This window comes from Kiloniella antarctica, assembly GCF_042682825.1.
GTDB classification, from domain to species: domain Bacteria; phylum Pseudomonadota; class Alphaproteobacteria; order Kiloniellales; family Kiloniellaceae; genus Kiloniella; species Kiloniella antarctica.
The window spans coordinates 967,650-993,708 of sequence record NZ_JBHUII010000004.1 but is presented as its reverse complement, the minus strand read 5'-3'; the positions used below and the strand labels follow the sequence as shown (position 1 = coordinate 993,708).

At 45.2% G+C, this 26,059-nt stretch carries 27 protein-coding genes; 13 read left to right on the top strand and 14 right to left on the bottom strand.

What is annotated here, in order from left to right:
• Positions 1-61 precede the first annotated feature (61 nt).
• The 6 genes from ACFSKO_RS11670 to ACFSKO_RS11645 all read left to right on the top strand — a co-directional run bounded on the left by ACFSKO_RS11670 (position 62) and on the right by ACFSKO_RS11645 (position 7,049).
• On the top strand, positions 62-1,024 hold the full coding sequence (locus tag ACFSKO_RS11670) for a cation diffusion facilitator family transporter (protein WP_380251700.1): 963 nt from the start codon (positions 62-64) through the stop codon (positions 1,022-1,024).
• Positions 1,014-1,826, top strand: coding sequence for an SDR family NAD(P)-dependent oxidoreductase (locus tag ACFSKO_RS11665; protein WP_380251698.1), 813 nt, complete (start codon positions 1,014-1,016; stop codon positions 1,824-1,826). The genes ACFSKO_RS11670 and ACFSKO_RS11665 overlap by 11 nt, the downstream gene beginning before the upstream one ends.
• Before the next feature lie 48 nt (positions 1,827-1,874).
• A complete protein-coding gene (modA, locus tag ACFSKO_RS11660) occupies positions 1,875-2,654 on the top strand; it encodes a molybdate ABC transporter substrate-binding protein (RefSeq protein ID WP_380251696.1) in 780 nt (259 codons plus the stop codon).
• Positions 2,655-2,686: 32 nt separating this feature from the next.
• Positions 2,687-3,352 (top strand): molybdate ABC transporter permease subunit, encoded by a 666-nt coding sequence (gene modB / locus ACFSKO_RS11655; protein ID WP_380251694.1) that lies wholly within the window; start codon positions 2,687-2,689, stop codon positions 3,350-3,352.
• Positions 3,349-4,494 carry a molybdenum ABC transporter ATP-binding protein gene (modC, locus tag ACFSKO_RS11650; protein ID WP_380251692.1) on the top strand — a complete coding sequence of 382 codons (1,146 nt, stop codon included), beginning with the start codon at positions 3,349-3,351 and terminating at the stop codon, positions 4,492-4,494. Before modB ends, modC begins: the two co-directional genes overlap by 4 nt.
• A 383-nt stretch (positions 4,495-4,877) precedes the next feature.
• A complete protein-coding gene (locus ACFSKO_RS11645; RefSeq protein ID WP_380251690.1) occupies positions 4,878-7,049 on the top strand; it encodes a CHASE3 domain-containing protein in 2,172 nt (723 codons plus the stop codon).
• A 92-nt stretch (positions 7,050-7,141) separates the two neighbouring features.
• On the opposite strand, the gene ACFSKO_RS11640 is transcribed toward ACFSKO_RS11645, so the two are convergent.
• On the bottom strand, positions 7,142-7,567 hold the full coding sequence (locus ACFSKO_RS11640) for an Lrp/AsnC family transcriptional regulator (protein ID WP_380251688.1): 426 nt from the start codon (positions 7,565-7,567) through the stop codon (positions 7,142-7,144).
• A gap of 149 nt (positions 7,568-7,716) precedes the next feature.
• Between ACFSKO_RS11640 and ACFSKO_RS11635 the strand changes: the two genes are divergently transcribed.
• A complete protein-coding gene (locus ACFSKO_RS11635; protein ID WP_380251686.1) occupies positions 7,717-8,487 on the top strand; it encodes a carbon-nitrogen hydrolase family protein in 771 nt (256 codons plus the stop codon).
• 119 nt (positions 8,488-8,606) lie between these two features.
• Here the strand turns inward: ACFSKO_RS11635 and ACFSKO_RS11630 are convergent, their stop codons facing one another.
• The 3 genes from ACFSKO_RS11630 to ACFSKO_RS11620 all read right to left on the bottom strand — a co-directional run bounded on the left by ACFSKO_RS11630 (position 8,607) and on the right by ACFSKO_RS11620 (position 12,143).
• Entirely contained in the window at positions 8,607-9,140 is a 534-nt protein-coding gene (locus ACFSKO_RS11630) for a hypothetical protein (protein ID WP_380251685.1), read from the bottom strand.
• Positions 9,141-9,256: 116 nt separating this feature from the next.
• A complete protein-coding gene (hemA, locus tag ACFSKO_RS11625; protein WP_380251683.1) occupies positions 9,257-10,468 on the bottom strand; it encodes a 5-aminolevulinate synthase in 1,212 nt (403 codons plus the stop codon).
• Between the two features lie 292 nt (positions 10,469-10,760).
• A complete protein-coding gene (locus ACFSKO_RS11620; protein WP_380251681.1) occupies positions 10,761-12,143 on the bottom strand; it encodes an aspartate aminotransferase family protein in 1,383 nt (460 codons plus the stop codon).
• Between the two features lie 314 nt (positions 12,144-12,457).
• On the opposite strand from ACFSKO_RS11620, the gene ACFSKO_RS11615 reads away from it, so the two are divergent.
• The 5 genes from ACFSKO_RS11615 to ACFSKO_RS11595 all read left to right on the top strand — a co-directional run bounded on the left by ACFSKO_RS11615 (position 12,458) and on the right by ACFSKO_RS11595 (position 16,768).
• Positions 12,458-13,663: a response regulator gene (locus ACFSKO_RS11615; protein WP_380251679.1), complete on the top strand. Its 1,206-nt coding sequence runs from the start codon at positions 12,458-12,460 to the stop codon at positions 13,661-13,663.
• 357 nt (positions 13,664-14,020) lie between these two features.
• Positions 14,021-14,473, top strand: a complete 453-nt coding sequence (locus ACFSKO_RS11610) for a hypothetical protein (protein WP_380251677.1) — start codon at positions 14,021-14,023, stop codon at positions 14,471-14,473.
• Between the two features lie 3 nt (positions 14,474-14,476).
• Complete coding sequence (locus ACFSKO_RS11605) at positions 14,477-15,004, top strand: hypothetical protein (protein WP_380251675.1); 528 nt, start codon at positions 14,477-14,479, stop codon at positions 15,002-15,004.
• Positions 15,005-15,007: 3 nt separating this feature from the next.
• Entirely contained in the window at positions 15,008-15,709 is a 702-nt protein-coding gene (locus ACFSKO_RS11600) for an SCO family protein (RefSeq protein WP_380251673.1), read from the top strand.
• A 105-nt stretch (positions 15,710-15,814) separates the two neighbouring features.
• The gene (locus tag ACFSKO_RS11595) at positions 15,815-16,768 is read left to right on the top strand and encodes an AEC family transporter (RefSeq protein WP_380251671.1); all 954 of its coding nucleotides are present in this window, start codon (positions 15,815-15,817) and stop codon (positions 16,766-16,768) included.
• A gap of 32 nt (positions 16,769-16,800) precedes the next feature.
• Here ACFSKO_RS11595 and ACFSKO_RS11590 read toward each other — a convergent pair whose 3' ends face one another.
• Positions 16,801-17,343 (bottom strand): Lrp/AsnC family transcriptional regulator, encoded by a 543-nt coding sequence (locus tag ACFSKO_RS11590; protein WP_380251669.1) that lies wholly within the window; start codon positions 17,341-17,343, stop codon positions 16,801-16,803.
• 68 nt (positions 17,344-17,411) lie between these two features.
• Here ACFSKO_RS11590 and ACFSKO_RS11585 point away from each other — a divergent pair, with 68 nt between their 5' ends.
• Complete coding sequence (locus ACFSKO_RS11585) at positions 17,412-18,581, top strand: MFS transporter (protein WP_380251667.1); 1,170 nt, start codon at positions 17,412-17,414, stop codon at positions 18,579-18,581.
• A 51-nt stretch (positions 18,582-18,632) separates the two neighbouring features.
• Here ACFSKO_RS11585 and ACFSKO_RS11580 read toward each other — a convergent pair whose 3' ends face one another.
• From ACFSKO_RS11580 to ACFSKO_RS11540, 9 genes are all read right to left on the bottom strand, one after another.
• Positions 18,633-19,208 (bottom strand): hypothetical protein, encoded by a 576-nt coding sequence (locus ACFSKO_RS11580; protein WP_380251665.1) that lies wholly within the window; start codon positions 19,206-19,208, stop codon positions 18,633-18,635.
• Positions 19,209-19,417: 209 nt separating this feature from the next.
• Positions 19,418-19,774 carry a nitrile hydratase accessory protein gene (locus tag ACFSKO_RS11575; protein WP_380251663.1) on the bottom strand — a complete coding sequence of 119 codons (357 nt, stop codon included), beginning with the start codon at positions 19,772-19,774 and terminating at the stop codon, positions 19,418-19,420.
• A complete protein-coding gene (gene nthB / locus ACFSKO_RS11570) occupies positions 19,771-20,433 on the bottom strand; it encodes a nitrile hydratase subunit beta (protein ID WP_380251661.1) in 663 nt (220 codons plus the stop codon). Before nthB ends, ACFSKO_RS11575 begins: the two co-directional genes overlap by 4 nt.
• On the bottom strand, positions 20,430-21,074 hold the full coding sequence (nthA, locus tag ACFSKO_RS11565; RefSeq protein ID WP_380251659.1) for a nitrile hydratase subunit alpha: 645 nt from the start codon (positions 21,072-21,074) through the stop codon (positions 20,430-20,432). Before nthA ends, nthB begins: the two co-directional genes overlap by 4 nt.
• 220 nt (positions 21,075-21,294) lie before the next feature.
• Positions 21,295-22,617 (bottom strand): chromate efflux transporter, encoded by a 1,323-nt coding sequence (gene chrA, locus ACFSKO_RS11560; protein WP_380251657.1) that lies wholly within the window; start codon positions 22,615-22,617, stop codon positions 21,295-21,297.
• A 3-nt stretch (positions 22,618-22,620) separates the two neighbouring features.
• Positions 22,621-23,439 (bottom strand): chromate resistance protein ChrB domain-containing protein, encoded by an 819-nt coding sequence (locus ACFSKO_RS11555; RefSeq protein ID WP_380251655.1) that lies wholly within the window; start codon positions 23,437-23,439, stop codon positions 22,621-22,623.
• Positions 23,440-23,642: 203 nt separating this feature from the next.
• On the bottom strand, positions 23,643-24,686 hold the full coding sequence (locus tag ACFSKO_RS11550) for a permease (RefSeq protein ID WP_380251653.1): 1,044 nt from the start codon (positions 24,684-24,686) through the stop codon (positions 23,643-23,645).
• A gap of 97 nt (positions 24,687-24,783) precedes the next feature.
• The gene (locus ACFSKO_RS11545) at positions 24,784-25,080 is read right to left on the bottom strand and encodes an ArsR/SmtB family transcription factor (protein WP_380251651.1); all 297 of its coding nucleotides are present in this window, start codon (positions 25,078-25,080) and stop codon (positions 24,784-24,786) included.
• Between the two features lie 269 nt (positions 25,081-25,349).
• On the bottom strand, positions 25,350-26,021 hold the full coding sequence (locus ACFSKO_RS11540; protein WP_380251649.1) for an orotate phosphoribosyltransferase: 672 nt from the start codon (positions 26,019-26,021) through the stop codon (positions 25,350-25,352).
• Positions 26,022-26,059: the final 38 nt, after the last annotated feature.

Below are 26,059 nucleotides of genomic sequence, written 5' to 3'. Positions count from 1 at the left end.
CTCTCGTAATACGCGCGTGCCTTGTTACTTGCATTTGTATCGACTTAATTGGCTGGCTGAAATGAACACAGTAATCTTGAGCCACAGAGAACGAACGGCCCAGTTGATGAAACGGGCTGCGTATGCTGCCGTGTTGACGGCGTTGATTTTGATAGCCGCTAAGTTGTCTGCTTGGGCCTATACAGGATCGGTGTCTATTTTAACAACACTGGTTGATTCTCTACTTGATGCTGGGGCTTCGTTACTCAATCTACTTGCCATCAGTCACGCTTTAACTCCTGCCGATGAAGAACATCGATTTGGGCATGGCAAAGCAGAGGGACTAGCTGCTCTGGCTCAATCTGCTTTTATAACAGGTTCTGCAATTTTTTTGATTCTGGAAGCAGGACAACGGCTTGCTGACCCTCATCAAACTAAAAATACAAGTATTGGTGTTGGAGTAATGGTTTTCTCTATCTGTATGACCTTTGCTTTGACCCGATACCAAAATTATGTTGTTAAACAGACTGGTTCTGTGGCGATAGAAGCCGATGCCCTCCATTATTTTGGCGATATTGTCGTTAACTTATCTGTTATTGTTTCTCTTCTGATTGGGCATTATTTGGAATTACCTTGGGTGGATCCGATCTTTGCACTGGCAATCTCTTTTTATATTCTTACCTATGCGTGGAGTATCCTAAAAAAAGCCCTTGATATGTTGATGGATAGAGAACTTCCCGATGATGAGCGTATCAAAATTGAAAGCTTGATTGTAAATCATGCCGAGGTACTTGGGGTTCACGATCTGCGGACACGTATTTCGGGACCAGATTTGTTCATCCAATTTCATCTCGAGCTTGATGGTCATATAAGCCTCTCGCAATCTTATGCGATTGCTGAAGAAGTCGATGACGAAATTTGTACGCTTTATCCCCATGCAGAGATTATCGTTTTACAAGAACCGTACGGGATAGAGGTTCGTAACGTGGTCCGGCGCGAGAAGCGTAATGGCACGGGCGACAAGGAGACACAAAATGCAGGATAGGAACGTGGATAAACCTCAAGCGACGGCAGAAGATGCCGATGATCAACATACTGTTGACCTTAAAACAGGGGATCGGAAAACTGTTATCTTGACTGGGGCAAGTCGAGGGATCGGGCATGCGACGGTGCAGTATTTTAGCCAAAAAAACTGGCGAGTTATAACCTGTTCACGTGAAGATGTTCCTGAACACTGTAAGCGAGATCCGAATTGGGCAGACCATATCGTAACAGACCTTAATGATACGAAAAGCACGCAATTTTTTATCGATCGTGCCAACGAAATCTTGGACGGCGCTCCACTACATGCCTTGGTAAACAATGCTGCCGTCTCTCCTAAAACGCATTATAAAGAACGTTTGGGGTGTTTGAACGGTGACGTTGATACTTGGCGTGAGGTGTTCGAGCTTAATTTCTTTGCACCTTTAATGTTGTGCCGGGGGTTTGCATCGGCGCTGGGGCGCGGGCAAGGGTCAGTGGTGAATATTACTTCCATCGCAGGACATGGGGTTCATCCTTTTGCTGGATCGGCTTATTCTACTTCAAAATCTGCTCTGTCTGCTTTGACACGGGAACTTTCAGCTGAGTTTGCCAAGTTTGGTGTTCGTGTGAACGCCGTAGCGCCGGGTGAAATTGAGACGGATATGATTGGAGAAGAATACGAAGCACTTATCCCTCGTATTCCCATGAACCGTATGGGGCAACCTAGTGAAGTCGCTTCGGCAGTTTATCAACTTTGTACGCCTAACTTTGGTTATGTGACAGGAACTGAAATTTTTGTGACGGGCGGTCAACATCTATATTAAGCCTGTTTTGTTGAAGGTTGGTTTTAAGTTTGGGGATGGGGGACATTCATGAGATTGCTTAAGACACTCAGCTTTTATGCGATTTTGGGTGTCTCTTTCGTGATTACACTCCCAGCCTACGCAGGAAAGGCTCATGTTTCCGTCGCGGCTAATTTCACAGCAACTGCACAAGACTTGGCACAGGCCTTTACCAAGACAACAGGCCATGAAATTACGTTGAGTTTTGGCTCGACAGGAAAGCTTTTCACGCAAATTATCCACGGTGCTCCCTTTGATGTGTTCCTTGCGGCAGATGTGGAACGCCCGGTTCTCCTTGAGAAAGAGGGGTGGGTTGTGCTGGGATCACGCTTTACTTACGCTCAGGGACAGATTGTTCTCTGGAGCCGTGATCCAAGCCGAATTAATCCGAACGGAAACCTTGTTGAACAAAGTGCTTTAATGCGCGATCAAACGACAACTCGTTTAGCCATAGCTAACCCTAAGACAGCACCTTATGGCAGAGCAGCAATCGAAACCTTGAACAGGGCGGGTGTATACGAAGATCTTAAAAGTAAAATAGTACAAGGCGAAAATATTGCTCAGACCTATCAATTTGCCTACACAGGAAACGCAGAACTCGCAATTGTTTCATTGTCTCAGGCTGGTTTGAGCGAGATGGGTTCACATTGGGTAATTCCAACAGAACTTTATTCATCCTTGGATCAGCAAGTCGTTCTTTTGAAAAGAGCAGCTGATAATAAAGCGGCTTTGGCTTTTATGGCTTTTTTGCAAAGTGATGAAGCGGCTGGAATCATTCGAAAATTCGGCTACACTACAATCCAAGATTAGAATAATACTCCGCTGTGGGGAGATATCAGCGCATGTGGGATCCGATCTGGATCACAGTTAAATTAGCCTTTATCACAACGCTTGTTCTTTTGATTATAGGTACACCGATCGCATGGTGGCTTGCCCGGTCAAATGCGTGGTGGAAGGAAGGTGTTGCTGCTGTGGTTGCTTTGCCTATTGTCCTGCCTCCCACGGTGATGGGTTTTTATCTTTTGATTGCGTTGGGACCTGACAGTCCTATCGGACAATTGAGTACGATGCTCTTCGGCAGAGCGCTACCCTTTACTTTTGCAGGGCTTGTTGTGGGATCAGTGGTCTATTCCATGCCCTTTGTCATTCAACCAATCCGAAACGCCTTTGATGCTATTGGTGAGCGTCCTCTTGAAGTCGCAGCCACTCTTCGAGCGTCACCTGCTGACAGATTTTTTTCTGTCGCGCTTCCTCTGGCACGCCCTGGCATCGTGACGGGGGCGGTACTTGGTTTTGCACATACAGTAGGGGAATTTGGTGTGATCTTGATGATCGGAGGGAATATCCCCGGAGAGACAAAAGTTCTCTCGGTCGCCATCTATGATCATGTCGAAGCCTTGGAGTGGGGGCAGGCGCATATTCTCTCTGCCGGATTACTGGTGTTCTCTTTTGTGGTTATTCTCAGCATGATGGTTTTTGAAAAGAAACTGGGAAGACGTTTGAGATGAGTGGATTTGGAATGATTGGTGAGTATCCGAATTCAGACGGCATCGTTGCACGTTTTTCAGGGACTTTGGAGAGTTTTGATCTATCAACAGAGTTTATTTTACCGGGCAGGGGCGTCACGGCTTTGTTTGGTCGATCGGGATGTGGCAAGACCACAGTGTTAAGGTGCCTTGCTGGCTTGAGCCGGATGGAGCAAGGGTTTCTCTCTGTAAAAGGACGGGTTTGGCAGGATGGGGAAACCTTTATTCCAACTTACAAGAGGTCCGTCGGGTTTGTTTTTCAAGAAGCGAGTTTGTTTACGCATCTTTCGGTGAAGGATAATCTGATTTTTGGTCAAAGGCGGGTGAAGAGCCGTGACCGTATTTCAAAACTGGATGAAATAGTTTCTCTTCTTGGGCTGGAACAGCTCCTTTCGCGGTCGGTACATAATCTGTCTGGAGGGGAACGCCAACGGATCGCGATTGGCCGGGCACTGATGTCTGGACCTGAACTCCTGTTGATGGACGAGCCTCTTGCCGCTCTGGATAAATTCAGTAAAGACGAGATTATTCCGTATTTGGATCGTTTGTTTAAGAAGCTTGATATTCCGATGATTTTTGTTAGCCATGATACCGAAGAGGTTGAAAGGCTCGCGGATAATATCGTCTTGATGGATCAAGGAAAGGTTGTTTCTTCGGGCCCTCTGAGCGAAGTTCTTTCTGACCCCACGTTGTTCATTGCTCAAGGTCCAAAAACATCATCGGTCATTGATGTCAAAGTTAATTTCTTTTCTGAAGAGGATAGAATTACTGAGGTTCTGGCAGAAGGGGGCACACTTCAAATCCCGGGGAAACTTGGGGATGTTGGAAGTACGCACCGGATCTCTATCGCTGCGAATGATGTCAGCCTTGCGAAGACAAAGCCATCTGAAACAACAATCCTAAATGTACTGCCAGTGCGAATACTGGATATTCATTTGTTGGATGAATCCCGGTCTAACTTGTTGCTATCTATTGGGCATCAAGAAGATAAAAGCAGCGCAAAGTTTTTGGCACGGATAACTCAAAGATCGCTCCGTAAATTTGATTTTTCAATTGGAGAGCATGTCTATGCGCAAATTAAGTCTGTTTCTATGGTGGGTGGGCCCCATTCTAAAAAGAGCTAAATCTATTTTTGCTCGAAGACTGCTTTTGATGTTTATCCAACCGAGCACATGTTGATAAGATATTCATCTATTTCGCTTTTCAAAACGTTTGACTACTTCAGTAAAGAGCTACTTCTAGCATCTGTTCATCTACTTGGAGTGTTTAATTTTGGCTACCTAAATTGCACTTAAGAAAATATATCATCCAGTGAAGATATAGCTAAAAAGAGATGATTTTTAGGAGTAATAAAACGTGTAAATAGTTTGGCTTATAAATTCTTTCCCGTAAGTATTTTGAGTTAAGCATTTAAAGGGAAAGACGGGAACTATCCAATAGATAGAATTAATTTCTTGGTAATTATAATTCGTTATGGTTTTCGAAAATAATGTATCGGGAAAAAGTTATGATTTGGTCTTCTTTAAAGACGATGCCAAAAATACTTATTGGCATGGCGATACCACTTGCTTTGCTAATTGTAATTAGCGTGGTGAGTATTACGTCTATTGGAAATATTACTTTTGCAAATAAAAAAGTAGAGGATGCACATCTGGTTTTGGAAGAAATGACATCAGTCATTAATTCTGCGGTTGATATGCAATCTTCCATGCGCGGGTATCTACTTGCGGGGCGCGATGAATTTCTTGCTCCTTATGAGGACGGTGAAAAAAAGACCTATGCTCAAATTGCGACACTTAAAGAGCATGTAGGGGATAATCTAGAACAGCAGGCTTTTCTCGACCAGGCTGACGCTACTTTACGTGAGTGGCAGGCACAGATAACTGTACCTGCCATTGCCCTACGTCGCCAGATTGGTGACGCACAAACAATGAATGACATGGCGCGCCTAGTGGCAGAAAACAAAGGTAAGGCGTATTTTGAAAAAATCCAGAACCTTATTGAAACCCTTGTTGGAGAAGTCGTCGAAAAGCGGGATAAACGGCAGAAAAAAATTGATGCCGTTTTAATGTTCACCAAACTTGATGCGACCTCTGTGGGGAACCTTTTGAAGGAAGTCAATAATACAAATGGTGTGATCATCAAGGGGAATGCCGTATTCAAAGCGGCTGTGGATATGGAAACGGGGATGCGAGGCTACCTTCTCGCTGGACAAGAGGAGTTTTTAAAGCCCTACACTGACGGTAGTAAAGAGCTGTTCAAGGTCACGGCTGATCTCAAACAGGTAATCTCTGACAATAAAAAACATGTTGGGCTTTTAAACGAACTTGATGAAACAGTTCGGCAATGGCAAACCAACGTAGTGGAACCAATGATCGCTCTTCGTAGACAAATCGGCTCAGCTAAAACTATGGATGATATGGCTGATCTGGTTGCTGAAGCCAAAGGAGAAGAGTTTTTTGCAGAATTCCGTAATTTAATGGAATCTTTTGCTGCGGGTGAACTCTCACAAATGGAACAGTTGAAAACGGATACAACAAACACTGTAACAACAACAAACACGGTCATCATTGCGGGGAGTATTTTTGCTATTCTATTTGGCGGGATTATTGGGGTTTTGATTGGCCGTGGAGTTTCTTTGCCAATTAATCAGATGACAAGTGTGATGGAGCGGTTGGCAGGCGGTGAAAAGGATGTCGACATCCCGAGCAGAGATCGCAAGGACGAAGTTGGACAAATGGCCGAAGCGGTTCAGGTGTTCAAGGAAAACATGGTAAAATCCGATGAAATGGCGCAGGAACAAGCAAACGTTCAACAACTTCGTGATGAACGAACCAACAAAATTTCAGAACTGACCAAAAAATTTGATACCGGGGTGTCGGCACTTTTAAAATCTGTCGGGGCTGCCGTTTTGGAAATGGAAGACACTGCAACTTCTATGTCCGATATTGCAAAGAAAACAAAAGATCGTGCGTCAGTTGTTTCTGGAGCTGCGCAAGAGGCATCAGTGAATGTTCAGTCTGTGGCCAGTGCAACTGAGGAACTTACATATTCGATTAAAGAGATTAGCCAACAGGTAAATCAATCTTCTGGGGTCGCAGCTAAGGCCGTTGAAGAAGCAAGTCGAACTGATCAGCAAATTCAAGGGTTGGCTCGTACGGCTGATCAGATTGGGGATGTGGTTAGTCTGATATCCGATATTGCAGAACAAACCAATCTTTTGGCCCTTAATGCAACGATCGAGGCGGCAAGAGCTGGGGATGCAGGAAAAGGTTTTGCTGTTGTTGCGAATGAAGTGAAAAATCTTGCCAACCAAACAGCTAAGGCTACAGAGCAGATATCAACACAAATTAGCGCGGTTCAGACGGATACTAAAGAGGCGGTTATTGCTATCCAATCGATCACTTCCACAATTGATGAAATGAACCAAATTGCTTCGGCAATTGCTTCAGCTGTTGAAGAACAGGGCGCCGCAACATCCGAGATCTCACGCAATATTGAACTGGCGGCTAATGGTGCGGGTGAAGTGACCAATAATATTGAGACGGTGAGTATTGCGGCCAACGAGGCGGGCGCAGTTTCTGAACAGGTGTCGGTGGCAACCAAAGAACTAAATCTCAAAGCTGAGGGCTTACGCAATGAAGTCGAGAGCTTTTTACTCGGAATTCGAGCCGTTTAGGTTCACGATCTATTTTCGTATGAGACTAACGCATCATTAGTCTTTTAAAACGAAGCGATTGTATTATTTGGAGGAACAGCTTCGTCTAACGACTATTGATAATGCGTTGCGAGTAGTATGTTGGTTTCTGTTTCCATAACATCTTCGTGGGAACGGATGTCAGCAAGGGCTGTATCAAGGGCCTCCAAAGTTTCTGTGTGGAGTTCTGCCAATATATCAGAAGGGCCACTGATGGTATGAATGGCGGTAACCTCAATTTTTCCTGCCAAATAGGACAGGATTCTCTTATTTGATTTCGATCGCATTTTTATTCGGGTTTGCGCACGTATTGGGGCCTGTTGGTCTGTGTTATTGGTTTTTATGGTAAAACCTTGAATGACTTTGTTGTCGAGTAAACGATCAATTCTGTTTTGTACTGTTGCTCTTGATACGCCAAGAATATGAGCAAGAGATACCACAGGCTGTCGGGCATTCTGTCGTAAATAGGCGATAAGTTTTTTATCTATATCGTCGATCATAATTATCTTTTGTTTTGTGCAAAATGCTTATTAACTTATACAAAATGCTACTTTATTGTGAAAATGATAGCAACTATTAAGCTATTTGTTGGCGTGAAAATTTGCGAAGATTAACTTCCATAATTGATATTTCAAACAGTGAGACAAATATGAAAGTTACCGTTTGCCAATTCGATAATCGCCAAAATTATCTCGAGAATAGTTTTCTGCTTTTGGCAAAACATATTAAAGAAAACCGATCTGAATTTGTTCTGGTTCCAGAGATGTCTTTTTCATCCTGGCTCGCGGCAAGTGACAAGCCATCCGATGTCGCTTGGCGTGCAGCGGTGGAAGCTCATGAACAAATGATCATTCGGTTGGAGGAGTTCGGTGCTCAAGCTGTAATGGGGACGCGCCCGGTCATTGATGGTGGAAGCCGCCGTAATCGTGCGTATCTTTGGAAAGAAGGAGAGAATCTGACAGAGTTCCATGACAAATGGAATTTACCCGATGAAGAAGATTACTGGGAGGCAACTTGGTACGATCGGGGGAATAAGCTCTTTAGCACCAATAGGTACAAGAATATTCGCATAGGGGTAACGATTTGCACTGAGATGTGGTTTTTTGAACACGCGCGCTCTTATGGCAAACAACAGGCACATATTCTTTGTGTGCCACGGGCAACGCCTCACGGGTCAACCGATAAATGGCTCGCTGGCGGACAGGCGGCGGCGGTTGTTTCTGGCGCTTATTGCCTCTCTTCTAATCTTTATAACCCTAAGGGAGATGGAGATAATCTCGGTGGATTGGGATGGGTGATCGATCCTGAGGGTAAAGTGCTTGGGACAACCACACCAGAGCAACCCTTTTTAACTGTAGACATTGACCCAGCCTTTGCTGAGCGCTCTAAGAAAACCTACCCGCGGTATGTGGCTGATTAATAATATGAAATATTTTTTTTAATAAAACGAGAGCGGGGCCGCTGGATTGAGGCCTCGTTTTTATAAATGCATTACGGTGAAAATTGTTTTAGGTGGTTCTTCATATTTTTGTTCAAATGTTAAGCCATGTTTTCGGCCATCTTTTCATAAATACGAAGCTTTTCTGTTGTGTGCTTAATATCAAGATCAAGCCAACCCTCAAACTGCCCTTGGCTTGTTGAATACCCCTGCTTGAGCTCAATCAGTCGTGCGAGCTGCCGCTCATATATATCAACAAGTAGGTTAATTTGCATAGCTTGGGTTTGGAGGTCAGAGAGATGTAACAGACGCATCTTGATCACGATAATGAGTTTGCTCATATCCGTGACTGGCGCACGAAGGTTCGAGGTCATGAGATAAGAGAACTCTTCCCTGCCCGTCGCGGTAAGAGATAACACTGCTTCACCCGATTTACTGTGACTTTCGACAAGGCCTTCAACCTTGAGAACTTCCAAAGGAATACCAATCAAATCTAGAGAAGGACCAACGATCAAACTGTTAAAGTCCCGGACATTTTGGGCCAGTGTGGCATAGCTCATGGGGGCTTCCATAAGCAGGCCAAGGGCAAGAAGACGGGTTGCTTCTGCAGGGACCAATGTGTTGTCGCGGTACATAGAGTTCTCTCTCCTAAGAAGAAGATATTATGGATAGGGCATTGTGACGCAGTTAAAATACCGCGAAGTATAGCCGCTGTCCAGACAAATGAGAACAATTCTCAACTAAGGGTGTTTCAGGCTGCTATTTTTAAGTTGAGTTCTTGCCAGATCTCTCGGAGTGCTTTGACGAGATGGTCTATATCCTCATCGGCATGGACAGGAGAAGGAGTAATACGCAGACGCTCTGTTCCCTTTGGTACAGTGGGGTAGTTAATCGGCTGCACATAAATGCCATAACGGGACATCAAGGTATCGGTGATCTGTCGACAAAGCACGGGGTCGCCAACCATGACTGGCACGATATGAGTTTCCGAATCGGCCACTGGAAGACCAGCTTTTTTGAGGCGGCGGCGGGTTTCCGCTGCACGTTCCTGGTGACGATTACGCTCAAAAGTACTTTCTTTGAGGTGGCGAATAGATGCCAATGCACCTGCTGCAACCGCAGGCGGAAGAGATGTCGTGAAGATAAAGCCCGAGGCATAACTTCTGATGAAATCGACTAGGTTTGTCGAAGCTGTAATATAGCCGCCAACAACACCAACGGCTTTACCTAGAGTGCCTTCGATAATGTCGATGCGATGACAAAGGTTGTCGCGATCAGAAATGCCTCCGCCCCGAGGGCCATAGAGACCAACGGCATGAACTTCATCTAGATAGGTAATGGCGTTGTATTTATCGGCAAGATCACAAAAAGATTCGATTGGCGCGATATCACCATCCATAGAATAGACGGATTCAAAAGCAATAATTTTTGGTCTCGATGGATCAATAGTTTTTAGTTTGGCTTCTAGGTCGTCAGGATCATTGTGATTAAAGATAATCTTTTCGGCTTTGGAATGCCGAATACCTTCGATCATAGAGGCATGATTCATCGAATCAGATAAAATAACACAGTTGGGAAGCTTGGACCCAAGCGTGCTTAATGCGGCCCAGTTAGACACGTAACCAGATGTGAAAAGCAGGGCGGCATCTTTGTGATGCCAATCGGCCAATTCTTTTTCAAGCAAAACATGGTAGTGATTGTTGCCTGAAATATTCCGGGTTCCACCTGCACCTGCTCCACACTTTTCAAGTGCGTCATGCATTGCGGCAATAACTTTTGGATTTTGGCCCATGCCAAGATAATCGTTTGAACACCACACTTTAACAGGGTTTTCGCCATCCGGACCGAAATGTGTTGCGTTGGGGAAATTACCGGCCTTACGTTCCAAGTCAGCAAAAATACGATAATGACCTTCTTGTTTTAGGTCATCTATCGACTTACCAAAAAACTTTTCGTAATCCATGTTGCTCTTCTCGCCTAACGTGAGCCGTTTTGCCCGGCTTGTTCTTGCTTGTTTAACGAGTCTATCAAAAAAACAAGCTTATCACCTGTTGAATTAATGATTAGTTTATCCCAATTCAACAACAATTCGCATACTATCGCGTCGCTATTATAACACCAACGCGACTGATAGCCGCACAAAGATAACAGTCTTTGTACAAAAGACTGTTATCTGTTTATGGGCAGAGAGTAATTGATCGATGTCAATTTGTATCAAAGTTCGTGATAAATCAATTATCCCAATCTCGGTGAGCTTAGAGTAAACCTTCTTTTTTCACCCACTCCAGGGTTTTGTTCAGGGCCGCACTGAACCGTGTGAGAATGTGATCTATTTCATCTCGTGTGATAATCAGCGGTGGGCAGAAAGCAATCGAATCCCCCATGTTGCGAATAATCAGACCTTCTTCTGTCGCTCGATCGTTGAGATAAGAGCCTACTTTGCCTATAGGATCGAAGTTGGCTTTGGTGGCTTTGTCTCGGATAAGTTCAACTGCAGCAATCAACCCAACGCCGCGGACTTCACCGACGAGAGGATGATCTTTAAACTGAGAAAGGCCTGCTTGCAGATAACCACCAACATCTGCAGCATGAGCAAAGAGATCACGTTCTTCGTAGATCTTTAAAGTTTCCAAAGCGACGGCGGCGCAAACCGGATGCCCGGAGTAAGTAAAGCCGTGGCCCAACACACCATTCTTGGCTGAATTGTTAGCAATCCCTTGGTAGAGTTTATCCGAAATCATAATAGCAGAAATGGGCAAATAAGAAGAGCTTAGGGCCTTAGCTACTGAGATGATATCTGGCATCATACCAAATGTTTCAGAACCAAAAGCATTTCCTGTTCGTCCAAACCCGCAGATCACTTCGTCTGCAATTAACAGCACATCATATTTTTTGAGGACGGTTTGTATCTTATCCCAATAGGTTGCGGGAGGAACAATGACACCCCCAGCTCCCATAACGGGCTCTGCGATAAAAGCTGCAATGGTGTCAGGGCCTTCTGCGAGAATCATGTCCTCTAGGTCTTGGGCCATACGGGTTGCAAAATCTTCCTCGCTTTCATCGTCTTTACCAAATCGCCAATAATGAGGACAGGACGTGTGTAGGAAATTGGCGATTGGTAAGTCAAAGTCGCCGTGGTTGGTTGGTAGTCCGGTCATGCTTGCACTGGCAATTGTGACCCCGTGGTAGCCTTTGAACCTGCTGATGATTTTTTTCTTTTTTGGAAGCCCTATGGCATTGTTGTAATACCAAACTAGTTTTACAGCTGTATCATTTGCTTCTGAACCTGAGTTAGCAAAAAACACTTTTGACATTGGCACAGGGGCCATAGCCAAAATTCTTTCAGAGAGCTCTATGCCCGGGATTGAGGCTTTGTGACCAAAGTTGTGATAAAAAGGTAGTTCTCTCATCTGTTTGTTGGCAACCTCGGCCAACCTGTCTTCACTAAAACCCAGGGATGTCGACCACAACCCTGCCATCGCCTCTATGTAAGCCTTGCCCCGATCGTCAAAAACTTCGACGCCTTTGCCATGGGTAATAATCAAGGGGCCTTTGTCTTCATGAGCACGCGCATTGGTATAGGGGTGAAGGCAGTAGGCGACATCGCGACTTGCGATAGAGTTGGGTTTTGTACTCATGGTTCGTTCCTGTTTCGTTCGAAGACCTTGGGTCATTTACTGAGTTTTTAGCGACAAGAACTCAGTATTTTTGTGATTACACCCGAGAGAAGAAAGGACATCAAGAACAGAAATGTTGTTCTATTGATTTTGAAGAAGCTTAAAGGCATTGAAAATTCGATTTTGTACTCGACTTTAAACAGGTGATTGGGTAACGGGATACAGAACGTGTTATGTATAAATATTCCTTCAATGAGAAAAGCCACTATTTAAGGTCGTATATTTAGTAAGTCTCTCAAAACGAATATTCAAAAGGCTTGAAAGATTCCTAACGTATGAATTCACACGATATAGATGAAGGCTTTATTAGATTAAGGGATGAATTTGTTGATCAGTGCCGGATTACCACTGACGATTTAGAGAGCTTGTTAAATCAGGTTTATGATGGTCAGTCGAACGATGTCACCGCCATTCAGTTCATACGCCGCGAGATGCATAACCTCAAAGGACAAGGGGCGGTGTTTGGGTATCCGGTAATTGGTATGATTGCTCATAGGTTGGAAGATTATCTCGCGAGGGTAACCGTTCTGACTTTACCAACTATTAATGAAGTCAATATCTACCTTGATCATATTCGAGGCATTATTTCCCAAGGCAATCCCTTAACTGAAGCAGAGGTTACAGAATTAGTAAGGTCACTTCCTCAGGCTGGCTTTTCGGACCGATCCGATGTTGAAAAAGAGACCATCGTTGAAGACGTCGAAGTAATGGTGGCGACTTCAAGTAAGCTCCATCATCGCCGCCTTGAGCGGGCTATAACTAATCCCGGATGGCGACTTGTTACTTTCTCCAGTACTCTAGAGCTTTTGCAAAATGCACTTGTAAGCCCGCCAAATGGTGTCATCGTCTCAGGGGAAATGCCTTTGGTCACAGGTATTGAACTTGCCTGCGTGTTTCAAACCCTCAGCAAAGTTAAAAACATTCCATTTGCCGTTTTAAGCAGTAGAGCTAAAAGCGACAGTCGGTTTAAAGATTTACCTAGTTCTGTCGAACTCATATCTACGGGGAATGAATTTGATCATGATGTTACAAAAGTCATCGATTTATTCTCACCAAAAACCTTTTGTGCACTCAGAAAAACGAAGGTTAATCACTCTGATACAAAATCGCGTCGACTCAATGTTTTGGTTGCTGAAGATAACCAGATAAATCGGATTTTACTACAACGCTTCCTTTCCCAACAACCCTATGATCTTACGATCGTTGAGAACGGTCTTATGGCCGTTGAACACGTGACGAGCAAAGTATTTGATGTGGTTTTAATGGATGTTATTATGCCCAAAATGGGGGGTGTTGAAGCAACAGAAAAGATCCGTGATCTGGATGTTTCTTGGGCCAAGACAATACCAATTATCGCTTTAACAGCAGATCATTCTGCCGAACACCGGAAAAGATATCTTTCTGTAGGTATGAATGATTGTGTTGGTAAACCGATTGAGGTGGAACGGCTGATTACTTTGATTGATAAGTTAAGCAATTGATTTTTATATGAAAATATCCTGTGGTGGCAACTTTATAATTTTGTCCTAATGTATGCGTTCAAAACGTTTCTTATATACGATTTTCGAACTTCTCTTTTGTGGACGCTTTTAGAGTTATCGTAGAGAGCTTTACTTTGATGTTTTAACCAAGAGTTTAAGACGGTATCTCTCTACACAAGAAATTTATGGATTGTGATATAAGGGCTCAAGCGCAAAAGAGGTAGTGTGTTTTATCCGTTTTGACATCGGTTAAACTGTGACCAGGCTGTTGTGAATATAAAGTTAAAGAAGATCGCGGTATGGTTTCTCATGAAGGCCGATGTTCTGAACCCGAAACCGAGAGGCAATTGAACGTCGATGATAAAAAAACTGAAACTACTACCGGGATTTTTTATTGCTGTAGCGAGTCTTTTTTCAGTAACGAGCACAGCATCTTTGGCGACAACTTCTCCGGAACGGGTTCAGGTCACAGGTGAAATTATAGATACATGGTGTTATGTGACTGAAATTATGGGAGATGCGCAAGGAACGGCACATCATCTTTGTGCCGTGTGGTGTGCCATTGGAGGGATCCCCGTTAGTATCTTGGGAGACGACGGCCAAGTTTATATGGTCCTCCGGGTTGAAGCGGAAGATACCAATGTTGCCAATCCAACCGTTGTGAATATCCAGACCCATAAGGTGACTGTTGATGGTGATCTCTATGAACGTGACGGGGTTAAATACCTTTTTGTTAATCAGGTCGCCGATGATCAGGGGGTGGTTAATCTAAATCACGAAGATTATGGCATTATTCCTTTTGGAGAGTAGGTGATGAAAATAATTACAAAAATATTTATTGCCGCTGCTTTCTTTGTGATCGCAGGAACATCTTCTAGTTTTGCCGCCAATGAGTGGGGCATAGAGGGAGAAGAGCCGAAAGAGTTAAAAGGTACTGTTGTGGATCTGGCTTGTGAGCTTTCAGGGAATTGCCCAGACAATTGCGGTGCAGGTAAAAGACAACTTGGTTTACTTCTCAAAGACGGGACACTTTATCCGGTGGTCAAAGGCGCAACGAATTTTGCCGGGGGAACAGACGATTTGATCGAGCAATGTGGCAAAACCGTGCACGTTGATGGTCTTTTGATTAAAGATCCACTGATGACCCTGTACTTTGTCCAACGCATCCGTTCAGAAGAAACTGGTGAATGGTCAAAGGCCAATCAATGGGGGCAGAACTGGAAAGCGGCAAACCCCGGCAAAAAGCTTGGGCGCTGGTTCCGTGAAGATCCGCGTGTTGCCAAAATCGTTGAAGAAAGCGGTAAGCTTGGTGTGCCTGGTTTGGTTTATGTGGAAGAATAATTGATGATGCCTAAAGCTTGTTTTGTCGGGTTGATCCTCGGTCTTGGGATTACGATAAATTCGGTCCTTGCCGCAGAAACAACCATTACCCATGAAAGCCATACGACCAAACACAAACCGCCCGTGACCAAGCCGCCAGAAACAAAAACACCAGAGACCAAAATGCCACCTGCGCTTGATGCGTTGTTTGGGGGACCTTTTGAACTGACGGATCACGCAGGCAAAATCCGGCGAGACAGTGATTGGAATGGTCAATTCAAAATGATCTTTTTTGGCTATACAAATTGCCCGGCCATTTGTCCTACAACGTTGCAGGATATCACAGATGCTTTGGATATTCTGGGGGAAGATGCTCAGGAAATTCAACCGATCTTTATCACTATTGATCCGCGACGCGATACCAAAGAGGTCTTGGCCGATTATGTCAGTTCTTTTTATCCAGGTTTGGTTGGTTTGACGGGTACAGAACAGCAGATCAGCAAGGTTGCTAAAATTTATCGGGTACAACGTCATAAGATCTTGTTATCAGAAGAAGATCATTCTGCTCATACGGGGCAGGCGGGTGACGTGAACTATGATGCGGCGCATAGTACTTTGACTTACCTAATGGGGCGTGATGGAAAGTTTCTAACGCTTTTTCCTTATGATACGCGTGGTGAAGTTATGGCTGAACGGCTCAGAGGTTATTTAGCGGGCTCTTCTTAAGCGGTACTGAGGGTATTTCTAAAAATTTGAAATCTGAATAAAAAACTGATCTAAGTGTGGGGTCTTATCCTCACACCTATTGCTGTCATTTCAGGCCAAAATTTCATGCTTGTCGTCTTCGAGAGTATCTTCCCGATCTTCGCCATTATTTTGCTTGGCTTTGGCCTGCGAAAAAGTAACTTCGTTCCCAAAGAGCATTGGCGGGTCCTTGAAGAACTTTGCTTCTGGATCTTTTTTCCCTGTATTTTGGCGACGACCTTAATCAAGGCTGACCTTTCTGCGATAGAACTGGGGCCTTATGTCTTTACCCTGCTTGCCATGATGGCCTGCATGGCGGGGGTGACATTGATGTTGTGGCCGCTGTTAAAGCGTTTTTGGGGAACCCGGCGCGGTCAGTTCTCAACTGTTTATCAAGCGACAACGCGCTGGCACGGTTTCATTGCCTTGGCGATTGTCTTAAAACTTTATGGACAAGAAGGTGGTGCCTTGATTGCCTTGGCCATGGCGGTCATGGTGCCAATTTTACAAGTGACAAACATATTGGTTCTGGCCACTTTCTCTGATCATGAAAATCAAGCCGGACCTTCTTTTTCAAAGGTTACGAAGACGATACTGGTTAATCCTCTTCTATGGGGCGTACTCACTGGTTTGATTATCAACCTGCTATCTATTGAAGTTTGGGAACCAGCAATTACCATGGCTGATCTCCTTGGACGCGCAGCATTGAGCATGTCTCTGCTGGCTCTTGGGGCCGGCTTGAGCTTGAAGGCTGCATTGAAACCTTCGAAAGAGCTTTTGGTAGGCTTGGTTGGCAAGCTCTTTATTACGCCTGCGGTGATGACTGCCTGGGCGATATGGTTTGGTGTCTCAGGAATGTCGATCTCTGTTTTGATGGTCTGCGCATCTGTTCCCACAGCGATGAATGGTTATCTGCTTGCTAAGAAAATGGGGGGAGATGCTGATCTCTACGCGGCAACCTCCACCGTACAAACCGCGGTGTCTTTTTTATCTATTCCCCTGATTCTTTGGTTGCTAAAACTCTACGCGGGTGGGATTTAGGTCTTAATCCTTAGCTTCTAGTTTTTTAAGCGTTAGGTTTGATCATCAATAAACTGTTTTCTGATCAGGTCGTGTGAAACTTCGGCCTGTACCGGACGTTCTACATAGGTGGTTAACGCAACGTAACTTTTGGTGCTTCTAACTCCTGGGAGTGCGTAGAGTTTAGCAAGAAAGCCCTCCAAGGCTTCACTGTTTTCCAAGCGGACTTTTAAAAGCATACAGGAATCTCCGGTTACAGAATGCATTTCTTCCAATTCAGGAAGTTTGGCGAGTTCCATTAGTTCTCTGGTTTTTCCCCAGCCTTCGGTATCAAGATGGATAAAGGCCAGAAGGGGTTTACCTATAGCAGCCCCGTCCAAGAGTGCTGCGGTTCGCTTGATGCGTCCTGAGGAACGTAATCTCTTTACCCGTTCGTGCACTGCTGGGGCGGAAAGGCCGACTCTGGTACTGAGATCTGCATAGCTTGTGTCTGCATCTTTGGTCAACTCGCCTAATATCTTTCGGTCTATACCATCCAGATCCCGAGGAGAACTGGCAGATCGCTGAATACTATCTGTTTTTGTGTTGTTCGGCATTTTAACCCCTTCACAATAAAATATTCGGCGATTATCGTGTATGACAGATTTTAAATCAAGGTGTCGCCGTGATCACACTTCCTATCCTTTTGCTGACTCTTTCTGTTGCTATCGTTGGTGCAAACTCGTTGGTTTTGAGCCCCATCGCGGGCTCTGTTGCTGGTTCCTATGCAGATGTTTCAGCTTCGGAGGTTATGATCGCCTCTGCTGCCTATGGTATATCAACCGCAATTTCGGCTCTATTCTTAGCGCCTCTCGTTGATCGCTTCGGTGGTAAGTTTATGTTGCTAATGGCAATGACGGCGCTTGCAGTTGCCCTCGGGCTGTCGGCTCTTACCCCAAGTCTTGTGCTTTTATGTCTGGCGCAAGGGATGTCCGGTGTTGCAGCTGGTGTTGCGCTTCCCGCAGCCTATGGCCTCGCTACTCAATTGGCTCCTAAAGGTAAAGAGAGTGAAAGCCTTGGTATTGTTCTTACCGGTTGGACGCTGAGCTTGATTGTTGGCGTAAGTCTTTCTGCCATCATTGCCGACTATATTCACTGGCGTGGGGTGTATGCCTTCATGTCAGTCTTAGCTGTCCTTGTTACCCTGAGTATCTTCGTGACCAAAACTTGGGGAACCTCTGCCGTCAAAGGAAAGCCGACCTCTCCTTTGACGGCACTTCGGGTGCCGGGTATAGGGCGCGGTCTAATTGTTTGTGCATCTTATATGGTTGCCTTTTATGGCCTCTATACGTACCTCGGAGGACACATTCAGGGAGCTTTGGGACAATCAACGGCGTCTACAGGCTTAACTGCACTGCTTTATGGTATCGGGTTTGGCGGGGCAGTATTCTTGGACCGCTTTATTGATCGTTATGGGGCTGCGCAGATTGCATTATATGTTTTTGTGGGACTGTTCCTGACATACCTGTCTCTTTCTTTTGTATCAGTATCTTTCCTGGGGCTTGTTTTATTCTGCCTGGTTTGGGGGGGCGTAAACCACTTGGGTTTAAACTTGGTGGTGGGACGTTTGGTGTCGTTAGATGAAACGCAGCGTGGGGCAATATTGGGAATCAACTCATCCGTGACTTATCTTTGTGTGTTTATCGGCGCGATGGCCTTTAAACCGATATTTGATAATGCGGGTTTTGCGGTCTGTGCTTTGATCTCGGCTTTATGTATCTTGCCTGCGATTATTGATAGTATCGTGAGTAGGCGGCAAATTATGTTATCTTTAAAAAAACACATGCTTTCATAGCTGGTGCGATGGCCTTTAACCGTTGATTTTTTCTTTATTAAGAGATTGATTCTAGTCGCTGAACGTCAGAAGATCGTTTTCTAGTCGTTCAATGTCAGCATCAATCATGGGTAATATCTCGGTTCTGGCTTTTGACGCAATAACTCCCAAAGCTTTGATTGAACTTTGAGCCAAACTATTCGGTTGCTGCTGTTGGAAAAGGATTGTTTTGTGCTGTCTTACTTCGGAATAAAAGCGCCGTACTGTGGTTAGAATTTCAGGTTTAACCTCAAAAGTACGTGGCGAGTTGTGCATAGTCTTCCAAATCATATCGTCTAACTGATGGCTCTCGGCTGGTGCAAAACGTTTGTCATGCCAGAGCATCGGGCCATCTTTGTACGTTGTCGACCACTTCTCGACCATTGTAATATTATCGGCAACTTCGGCGCGGAGGGATTTTTCTAAATATGATACTTCTGAAGTACTTTGATAACGGTCAAAATTAACAGCTATTTGGAACCCGGCAAGGCTCGCAAGATAAACGCCTGCCACAGTGGATAAAATAATGATTGCCTGGCTGAACCAGTATTCTCTATTCGCGCTGCCCGAGATGTTTAAAAGACGCAAAGGAGACATATTCCCAATCATAATAATTCGCTTTTCAGATTTGTAATTCTGTGATTTTAGAAGGCCCTCTTTAATTAAAAAATTGAGTGATTACAACTAAAACGAACATAATTATTTTCCCCATACTCCTGTTGTATACGAGGTTTGAATTTCGACATATCGATGATTCTTGACCTTCTATCAATCAGGTCGACAAGTCCGCTGTTAAAAAGCGAGCGAAAAGAGGAAAACTAAAGTTCGACGGGATGCCCGTGTGGTGTGCGGAGGTAAGCTTGTCGCCACGCTTCTTTTCGTATTTTCATATCACTTGAAGAAACGACACTTTTATCAATAACCATTTTCTCTAGTACGTTGAGCCAATGATTGTAATAAGTGTCTCCGAGATCTGGATCACCTTCTGCTTGTGCTTGTTTGACTTGCTTGCTGAAGGTTTCAACCCATTCAGCCCAAGTGAAATGACCTTCATCACATAGCCGAACTGCAAGGGCAAAAGCTTGAGCTTGCCAAGGCTCCGCAAAAACAGGACCTTCTTTGTCGGAGGGGAGATTGGGAATATTTTTACAAAAATGTGCGGTGGTGTCACTCATGCTTTTTCCAAGTAGCTTTGCCATAGGTCGACGTGGACAGTACTGTCATTCCCTGATCCCCAGAGTATGTTGCCATCAAAGGAAACGTTATAGAGATGTTGCCCGATCTTGTTTCCCTTTGAGTTCTCGTCGGGGAGAATAAAACTGCCGTGATAATCGCTAATAGTTCCGATATGACCACGCACATAGCGTGGAGCACGAGTGTGGCCGGTCGGGTTAAACTGGATAACACGAACTCTATCGCCAACTTGGAAGTCCTGAGGGTCGTCTGTTGGCAGATCACATGGGCCACCAGAACTTAATATGGCTTCGACGGCGCTGGCAGGGGCACGTTTGCTGGTTAAGGCATCTGGTGCTGGTGTCAGTGCCATACCTTTTTCAAGCTCTTCTGGCGTCACAATCCCTTTTTCGACCAGTAAGGTCTCCAGGCCAGCGAGCCAATTTTCATAATAACTATTGGACAAGTAAGTAACTGGATGCTGGCGTTCCCGGGCATGACGGGAAACATCAATGTTCCACTGGCCAAGCCACCCGGCAGTTAAGGTCAGACCAAGAGCACGCTTTTCCCACTCGGCATGGAACAAAGGCTCATCTCGTTCTGGTTCTGGGTTAATTGGCCCTAGTCCATGCATACCGCCGAGGTCATGGGCACCGTTCATGACTTTTCTCCGGCTTTGATGGCTTTTAACTCTGATGGAGCTAACGCGACCTCAACGCCGATCATCGAATTACGGCTTACCAGCTCTTCTAATTTCTCCACACTCCAGCCTTCCGTGCCTTCTGGCCGTTGAGGCAGAACGAGAAAACGCATTTCAGATGTGGAATCCCAAACGGATATCTTCGCTCCTATAGGGAGTTTGGTGCCAAACTCTTCAAGTACACCTTTGGGATAGGATACTGCACGGGCGCGGAAGGGGGCTGATTTATACCAAACCGGGGGCAAGCCAAGAACCGTCCACGGGTAGCAGGAACAGAGGGTGCAAACGACCATATTATGACGATCGGGGGTGTTTTCCACGACCTTCATATGTTCACCTTGTCGCCCGGTATATCCCATGGAATTTATGGCCGTGTTGGCATCACTTAACAGCAACTCTTTAAAGGCGGGATCTGTCCAGGCGCGTGCAACGACCTTGGCGCCATTACGAGGGCCGACTTTGGTTTCGTAAGTTTCTATGATTTCATCAATAGCATGAGGGTCAATCAAACCCTTTTCAACCAGTAATGATTCCAAAGCCTTGACCCGAAGGGTAGGATCCGACGGCGGATCTGTATGATCGTGAGAGTGGTCGTGGCCCATGATATGTTTCCATTTCTACTTATTTTTGGAAAGTTTGGCAGGGGATGAATTATTACTCCAGTAAATTTTATGTAAGTACGATTGATTTTGTTACGTCGTGCTTGAATAAAAGATAAAACTCAATCTCTTCAAAGTATTTGGTATTATCTCGAGCGTAATGATGAGGTAGGTTGAAGCTGGCAAGATATCTGTATGCCAGCTTCCTGGGTTAGAAATGACATTACCCTAGCCAAGCTAGACCAGCGCCTCCTAGTGCGGATAGCAACAACACAGGTGTTATGCCCCAGTGAAACCGTAGAATAAGCAACCCTGAGACTGTCGAGAGGACAATAATTCGCGAGTCAAAGCTGCTTAGTTCGGGGGTCCACAGAGTGAGGACACCATATTTTGTTGCGCTTACGTCGCTGAAAAAAACATGTAGTCCAAACCAGATAGAGAGATTAAGGATTACACCGACAACGGCTGCGGCAATACCGCTTAGAGCACCGCGTAATCTGGGTTGAGCACCGATCCAGTCAATGTAAGGAGCGCCAACAAATATCCATAAAAAACAGGGCGCAAAAGTAACCCAGAGTGTAATGACAGCACCGAGCAAGCCTGTTGCAAGGCCACCATCTCGATAAGCAGCAAGAAAACCGACAAATTCTGTCACCAGGATCAAGGGACCGGGCGTGGTTTCAGCCAGTCCGAGACCGTCCATCATTTCCCCGGCATTTAGCCAGCCGAAATGAGCGACGACATCCTGAGACATATAGGCCAACACAGCATAGGCCCCGCCAAAAGTGACAATAGCGAGTTTGGAAAAGAAGATGCCTATTTCATTAAGGATGCTTTGGGCTGCGAAGAGATCCAAAAGTACAAGGGGGGTGAACCAGATCAGGAGCCAGAGAAGGATTGTTCCAATTGTTCCTGTTAATGTCCTCTGCTGTCTGTTGTGGACTTCTAGGGGTTCGATTGAATTACTCCCCCTCAAAAAACCAAACAGAGCAGCGACCAAGATTATAAGCGGAAAGGGCAGGTTGAGGACGAAGATTCCGATAAATGCCAAGCCTGCGATAAACCAGTGTAACTTCTCGTGAAGAACCTTTTTCGAGACCCGGTGCAAAGCTTCGATCACGATGATCAAAACACATGCTTTCACCCCAAGAAAAAGCGCATTTACGAGTGGGACATTCCCATAGAGGGCGTAAATCGTTGCAAAAGATAATACAATGATGGCGCCGGGAATGACAAAAAGTAAACCAGCCATGAGCCCACCGATAAACCCATGTAATCGCCACCCCGAATAAGTTGCAAGTTGCATGGCTTCTGGTCCGGGAAGAAGCATGCAGAAACTTAGAGCATTGAGAAATTGACGTTCATTTAACCATTTGCGTTCATCGACAACGATTTTATGCATTAAGGCAATTTGGGCTGTTGGTCCACCAAACGACAGCAACCCTATCTTTAGCCAGACTTTAAAAAGATTACTTAAACTTGGAACGGGCGAGGAAGCATCCGCTGTCTCGTTTTGCCGGGGTATCGACTTTTCTATTGAAGGCATGGCTTATTTACCACCTTTTGGCGCAGGCCAATCATGACTTTCGTTGGTGGCATCGCGTGACCAGCGATAAAAAGCATCATAAAGATCAATACCAGCCGTGAGTTGTTCCAAGTCGTCGCGGTACATGCGTGATAAACCAAGTGAGGCTGCAAGCAGGCCAGCTGATTCTGGTGCAAGATCATGGCGATTTGTATCTGCACCACGCACAATGGTTGCCAATCGTTTTAGAGGCTCTGTTTCCAGATTAAATTCTTCTACCATGGTGTCAAAGGTACATTTTTCGCCGCGGTGGCTCCAAAAAACACCTTCAACGTCAAAGGGAATAGCATCGAACTTCTCTGCTACATCCAGTACTTCAGAAGGGGCCACGTAAAGAAACTGTGCGTTTCGATCGATAAACCGTCGAATAAGCCAAGGGCAGGCCAGTCGATCAATTTTAGGGCGTTGTCGTGTTACCCAAACTGTTCGGCCTTCTTCATTTCTACTGGGTATCTTGTTGAGCGGGATAAGTGGGCCATTTGCTTCGCTCCAGGCGATAAAGCCACCTTCTAATGATTCTGCATGTACGCCGTGATCCCTGAGAATAGCAACGACGCCCTGGCTAATTTTTTTACCTTTGTGGCAGCTTACAACGACGCGTGATGATTTCAACTTTGGTACGAGGGAAGTAATACTTTTGAAAGGATGTCTAAGAGACTGGGGAATCAGCCTTGGATCTTCGGCAAAGTCTTCGTCGATGCGCAGGTCAATAATAATAGGGCAGTCAGCCGTGCCGATAAGACGTAATAGTTGTGATACAGTGATTTCGTTTGGTGATGGCATACGCGCATCCTCCCACACTTTGGTGTTGATCAGGATGCGAAACTTGGGCTGTCGCCTCACGGGGTGTCCGCAGCCCCCATGCCCCTAGTAGTAATGATTTGTTCGCTATGGGTCAATAAAACTTTAATGAAGTTTAAGATAACAAATGTCTGAAAACAGTAGCGCCGCTGAGTAACGCGACGCTACTGTTTGAGGGGCAAAATTTAAATTAAGAGCCATGCTGAATAGGCATATCCAGCTGTGATGGACCCCATAAGGCCGAGTAAAAGGTAGAGAACAAATACCGGTTTTTTCACAAGAGCATAGACCCCCATTGCGGCTGGGATGGATGAAACGGACCCGGCAAGCATAAAGGTCATCCCCGTTCCTGCGCCCATACCAAGTTCAATCAAGCTGTTGATGGTCGGAATGGCAGCGTAGCCATTAAGGTAAGCAGGTATGCCGATAAGTGCACCGAGAGGAATTGACCACCATTGGTCATCACCAAAGAGTAAGGCAACTTTATCAACGGGTAAGTACGCAACCATGAGGCTTTCAAATAGAAAGGCAAGAGAGAGCCATTTAAGTAAGAACCATCCATTTGTAAGCGCTTCATCTCTAAACATAGCTCTTCTAGTCGAGGATTGCCAAAATTTCCAATGGATAGTTGTGCTGGGTTTATCATCATCGCAGCTGGTGCCGCAAGATGAGCTACACCCGGAGGATCCCTGAGGTCGCACGATCTCCTGAAAATATCCAGCACGTACCATTAGATAGGCAACAAGGCCGCCAATTGTTCCCATCAAAAAGGCTGCGACAGTCTTAAACGTCGTAAATTCTAAGCCAAACACGGCGCTGGTTAAAATGAACATCTCAGGATCCATCAGAGGAGATGAGATCCAAAAAGCCATCACTGGCGCCAAGGGAACGCCAGCCCTTAAAAGCCCTGCAATCAAAGGAATAACACCACAGGAACAGAAGGGGGAAAGCGTGCCAAACAAAGCGGCTATCCCGATACTCACCACAGGATTACCTGATGATATTGTATTGATTTTGCTGTCGAGGTTACTGGCCTTTGTATAAGCGGCAACTCCTATAGAGAGGAGGATAAATGGGAGGATGCTGACCAGATTACCAAAAGCAAAAGTGATTGAAGGCCAGACTTGGTTTCGATCGAGAAAAGCAATGAAGATAAGCGTGATTACGAAGACGAGTACGACCCGGTCAATTCGCCAGTTGTTAAATTTTGTAATTTCAATGAAAGACATATCATTACCTTGTTTCTAGAAATATGGAAATGAATGAATAAAAAAATGCATTACTTAATCATTCAGATTTTGGCATAAGTAATTTTTTTTGGGGGTGTTATGACCCGTGCAGGCCTTTACAACAGTCTTTCATGAGATACTCCAATAGATTTTCGGTCAGTTTATAATCTAGGCGACAGCGAAGTACACGGCCTTCACGTGATTGAATGAGAAGTCCAGAGGTTATCATATGTGATATATGGTGGGATAAGGTCGAATGCGGCATATCCAATTCTTTTTGAATGTCGCCAACGGCTAACCCTTCATCTCCGGCCTTAACCAGTAAACGGAACATCGCTAAACGAACCGGGTTGCCCAGCTTTGCCAAACAGATGGCTGCCTTATCTAACTCCATATTAGCACTCAAATATTATTTCGACTATTATCGAAATAATATTTCTGAAGAGTTTTGTCAAGTTGATACATTATTTTGTCGAGTCCTGTAATGTAGAGAGCGTGGGTGTCGCTTTATGATTATTGTTAATTTAATAAGGCAGGAGTAATAATCTTCTCTAGGTAACTGATTCTAGCTATTTAGTTGTAAATAATTAAGCAAAAGGGGCTGCTGAAGTTAGCAACCCCTTATATGTACCGTATTTTCTTTTAGTTATCCTGGACAGAAACTTAATCTGCTTTACCACCGTGCTTACTGGACCATTCGTTGGGATTGCTCAGGAATGATCTGACCGTGACGAGATTATCACTTTCTAAATAGCCTTTTTCTTCGGCAACCTTCAGGGCGTCCCACCAGGTCGCAAGTGCGTGAAGGGTTACACCTTCTTTTGCGAGATCTGTCACGGATTGCGGGTAGATGCCATAATGGAAGAAAACGAAGGTGTGGTCACATTTACCTCCGGCATTACGGATTGCTTCGACAAAGTTAAGCTTGGAACCGCCGTCTGTTGCGAGATCCTCTACCAGAAGAACGCGGCTTCCTTCTGCCATGTATCCTTCGATTTGCGCATCGCGACCAAAGCCTTTTGGTTTTTTCCGAACATAGAGCATTGGCAGGCCCATACGCTCTGCAATCATGGCGGCAAAGGGAATGCCTGCGGTTTCTCCACCTGCAATCGCATCGATTGATTCATAACCGATATCGCGTTGGATAAGTTCGACGGCCATGTCCATTAACTTTGCCCGAGCACGTGGGAAAGAGATGATTTTACGGCAATCGACATAAACCGGGCTGACCCGGCCTGATGTAAAGGTAAAAGGATCTTCTGGACGGAAAAGAACGGCTTCTATTTCCATAAGTATTGAAGCAGTTGTGCGGGCGGTGTCTGTGATCTTGCTCATCGCGGGTCCGGTCCTTTGGTTCGTTACCATTGGTGGTC

Coding starts and splice junctions, on each gene's coding strand:
- ACFSKO_RS11670 (WP_380251700.1), top strand. CDS start 62: ATGAACACAGTAATCTTGAGCCACAGAGAACGAACGGCCCAGTTGATG.
- ACFSKO_RS11665 (WP_380251698.1), top strand. CDS start 1,014: ATGCAGGATAGGAACGTGGATAAACCTCAAGCGACGGCAGAAGATGCC.
- modA (WP_380251696.1), top strand. CDS start 1,875: ATGAGATTGCTTAAGACACTCAGCTTTTATGCGATTTTGGGTGTCTCT.
- modB (WP_380251694.1), top strand. CDS start 2,687: ATGTGGGATCCGATCTGGATCACAGTTAAATTAGCCTTTATCACAACG.
- modC (WP_380251692.1), top strand. CDS start 3,349: ATGAGTGGATTTGGAATGATTGGTGAGTATCCGAATTCAGACGGCATC.
- ACFSKO_RS11645 (WP_380251690.1), top strand. CDS start 4,878: ATGATTTGGTCTTCTTTAAAGACGATGCCAAAAATACTTATTGGCATG.
- ACFSKO_RS11640 (WP_380251688.1), bottom strand. CDS start 7,567: ATGATCGACGATATAGATAAAAAACTTATCGCCTATTTACGACAGAAT.
- ACFSKO_RS11635 (WP_380251686.1), top strand. CDS start 7,717: ATGAAAGTTACCGTTTGCCAATTCGATAATCGCCAAAATTATCTCGAG.
- ACFSKO_RS11630 (WP_380251685.1), bottom strand. CDS start 9,140: ATGTACCGCGACAACACATTGGTCCCTGCAGAAGCAACCCGTCTTCTT.
- hemA (WP_380251683.1), bottom strand. CDS start 10,468: ATGGATTACGAAAAGTTTTTTGGTAAGTCGATAGATGACCTAAAACAA.
- ACFSKO_RS11620 (WP_380251681.1), bottom strand. CDS start 12,143: ATGAGTACAAAACCCAACTCTATCGCAAGTCGCGATGTCGCCTACTGC.
- ACFSKO_RS11615 (WP_380251679.1), top strand. CDS start 12,458: ATGAATTCACACGATATAGATGAAGGCTTTATTAGATTAAGGGATGAA.
- ACFSKO_RS11610 (WP_380251677.1), top strand. CDS start 14,021: ATGATAAAAAAACTGAAACTACTACCGGGATTTTTTATTGCTGTAGCG.
- ACFSKO_RS11605 (WP_380251675.1), top strand. CDS start 14,477: ATGAAAATAATTACAAAAATATTTATTGCCGCTGCTTTCTTTGTGATC.
- ACFSKO_RS11600 (WP_380251673.1), top strand. CDS start 15,008: ATGATGCCTAAAGCTTGTTTTGTCGGGTTGATCCTCGGTCTTGGGATT.
- ACFSKO_RS11595 (WP_380251671.1), top strand. CDS start 15,815: ATGCTTGTCGTCTTCGAGAGTATCTTCCCGATCTTCGCCATTATTTTG.
- ACFSKO_RS11590 (WP_380251669.1), bottom strand. CDS start 17,343: ATGCCGAACAACACAAAAACAGATAGTATTCAGCGATCTGCCAGTTCT.
- ACFSKO_RS11580 (WP_380251665.1), bottom strand. CDS start 19,208: ATGATTGGGAATATGTCTCCTTTGCGTCTTTTAAACATCTCGGGCAGC.
- ACFSKO_RS11575 (WP_380251663.1), bottom strand. CDS start 19,774: ATGAGTGACACCACCGCACATTTTTGTAAAAATATTCCCAATCTCCCC.
- nthB (WP_380251661.1), bottom strand. CDS start 20,433: ATGAACGGTGCCCATGACCTCGGCGGTATGCATGGACTAGGGCCAATT.
- nthA (WP_380251659.1), bottom strand. CDS start 21,074: ATGGGCCACGACCACTCTCACGATCATACAGATCCGCCGTCGGATCCT.
- chrA (WP_380251657.1), bottom strand. CDS start 22,617: ATGCCTTCAATAGAAAAGTCGATACCCCGGCAAAACGAGACAGCGGAT.
- ACFSKO_RS11555 (WP_380251655.1), bottom strand. CDS start 23,439: ATGCCATCACCAAACGAAATCACTGTATCACAACTATTACGTCTTATC.
- ACFSKO_RS11550 (WP_380251653.1), bottom strand. CDS start 24,686: ATGTCTTTCATTGAAATTACAAAATTTAACAACTGGCGAATTGACCGG.
- ACFSKO_RS11545 (WP_380251651.1), bottom strand. CDS start 25,080: ATGGAGTTAGATAAGGCAGCCATCTGTTTGGCAAAGCTGGGCAACCCG.
- ACFSKO_RS11540 (WP_380251649.1), bottom strand. CDS start 26,021: ATGAGCAAGATCACAGACACCGCCCGCACAACTGCTTCAATACTTATG.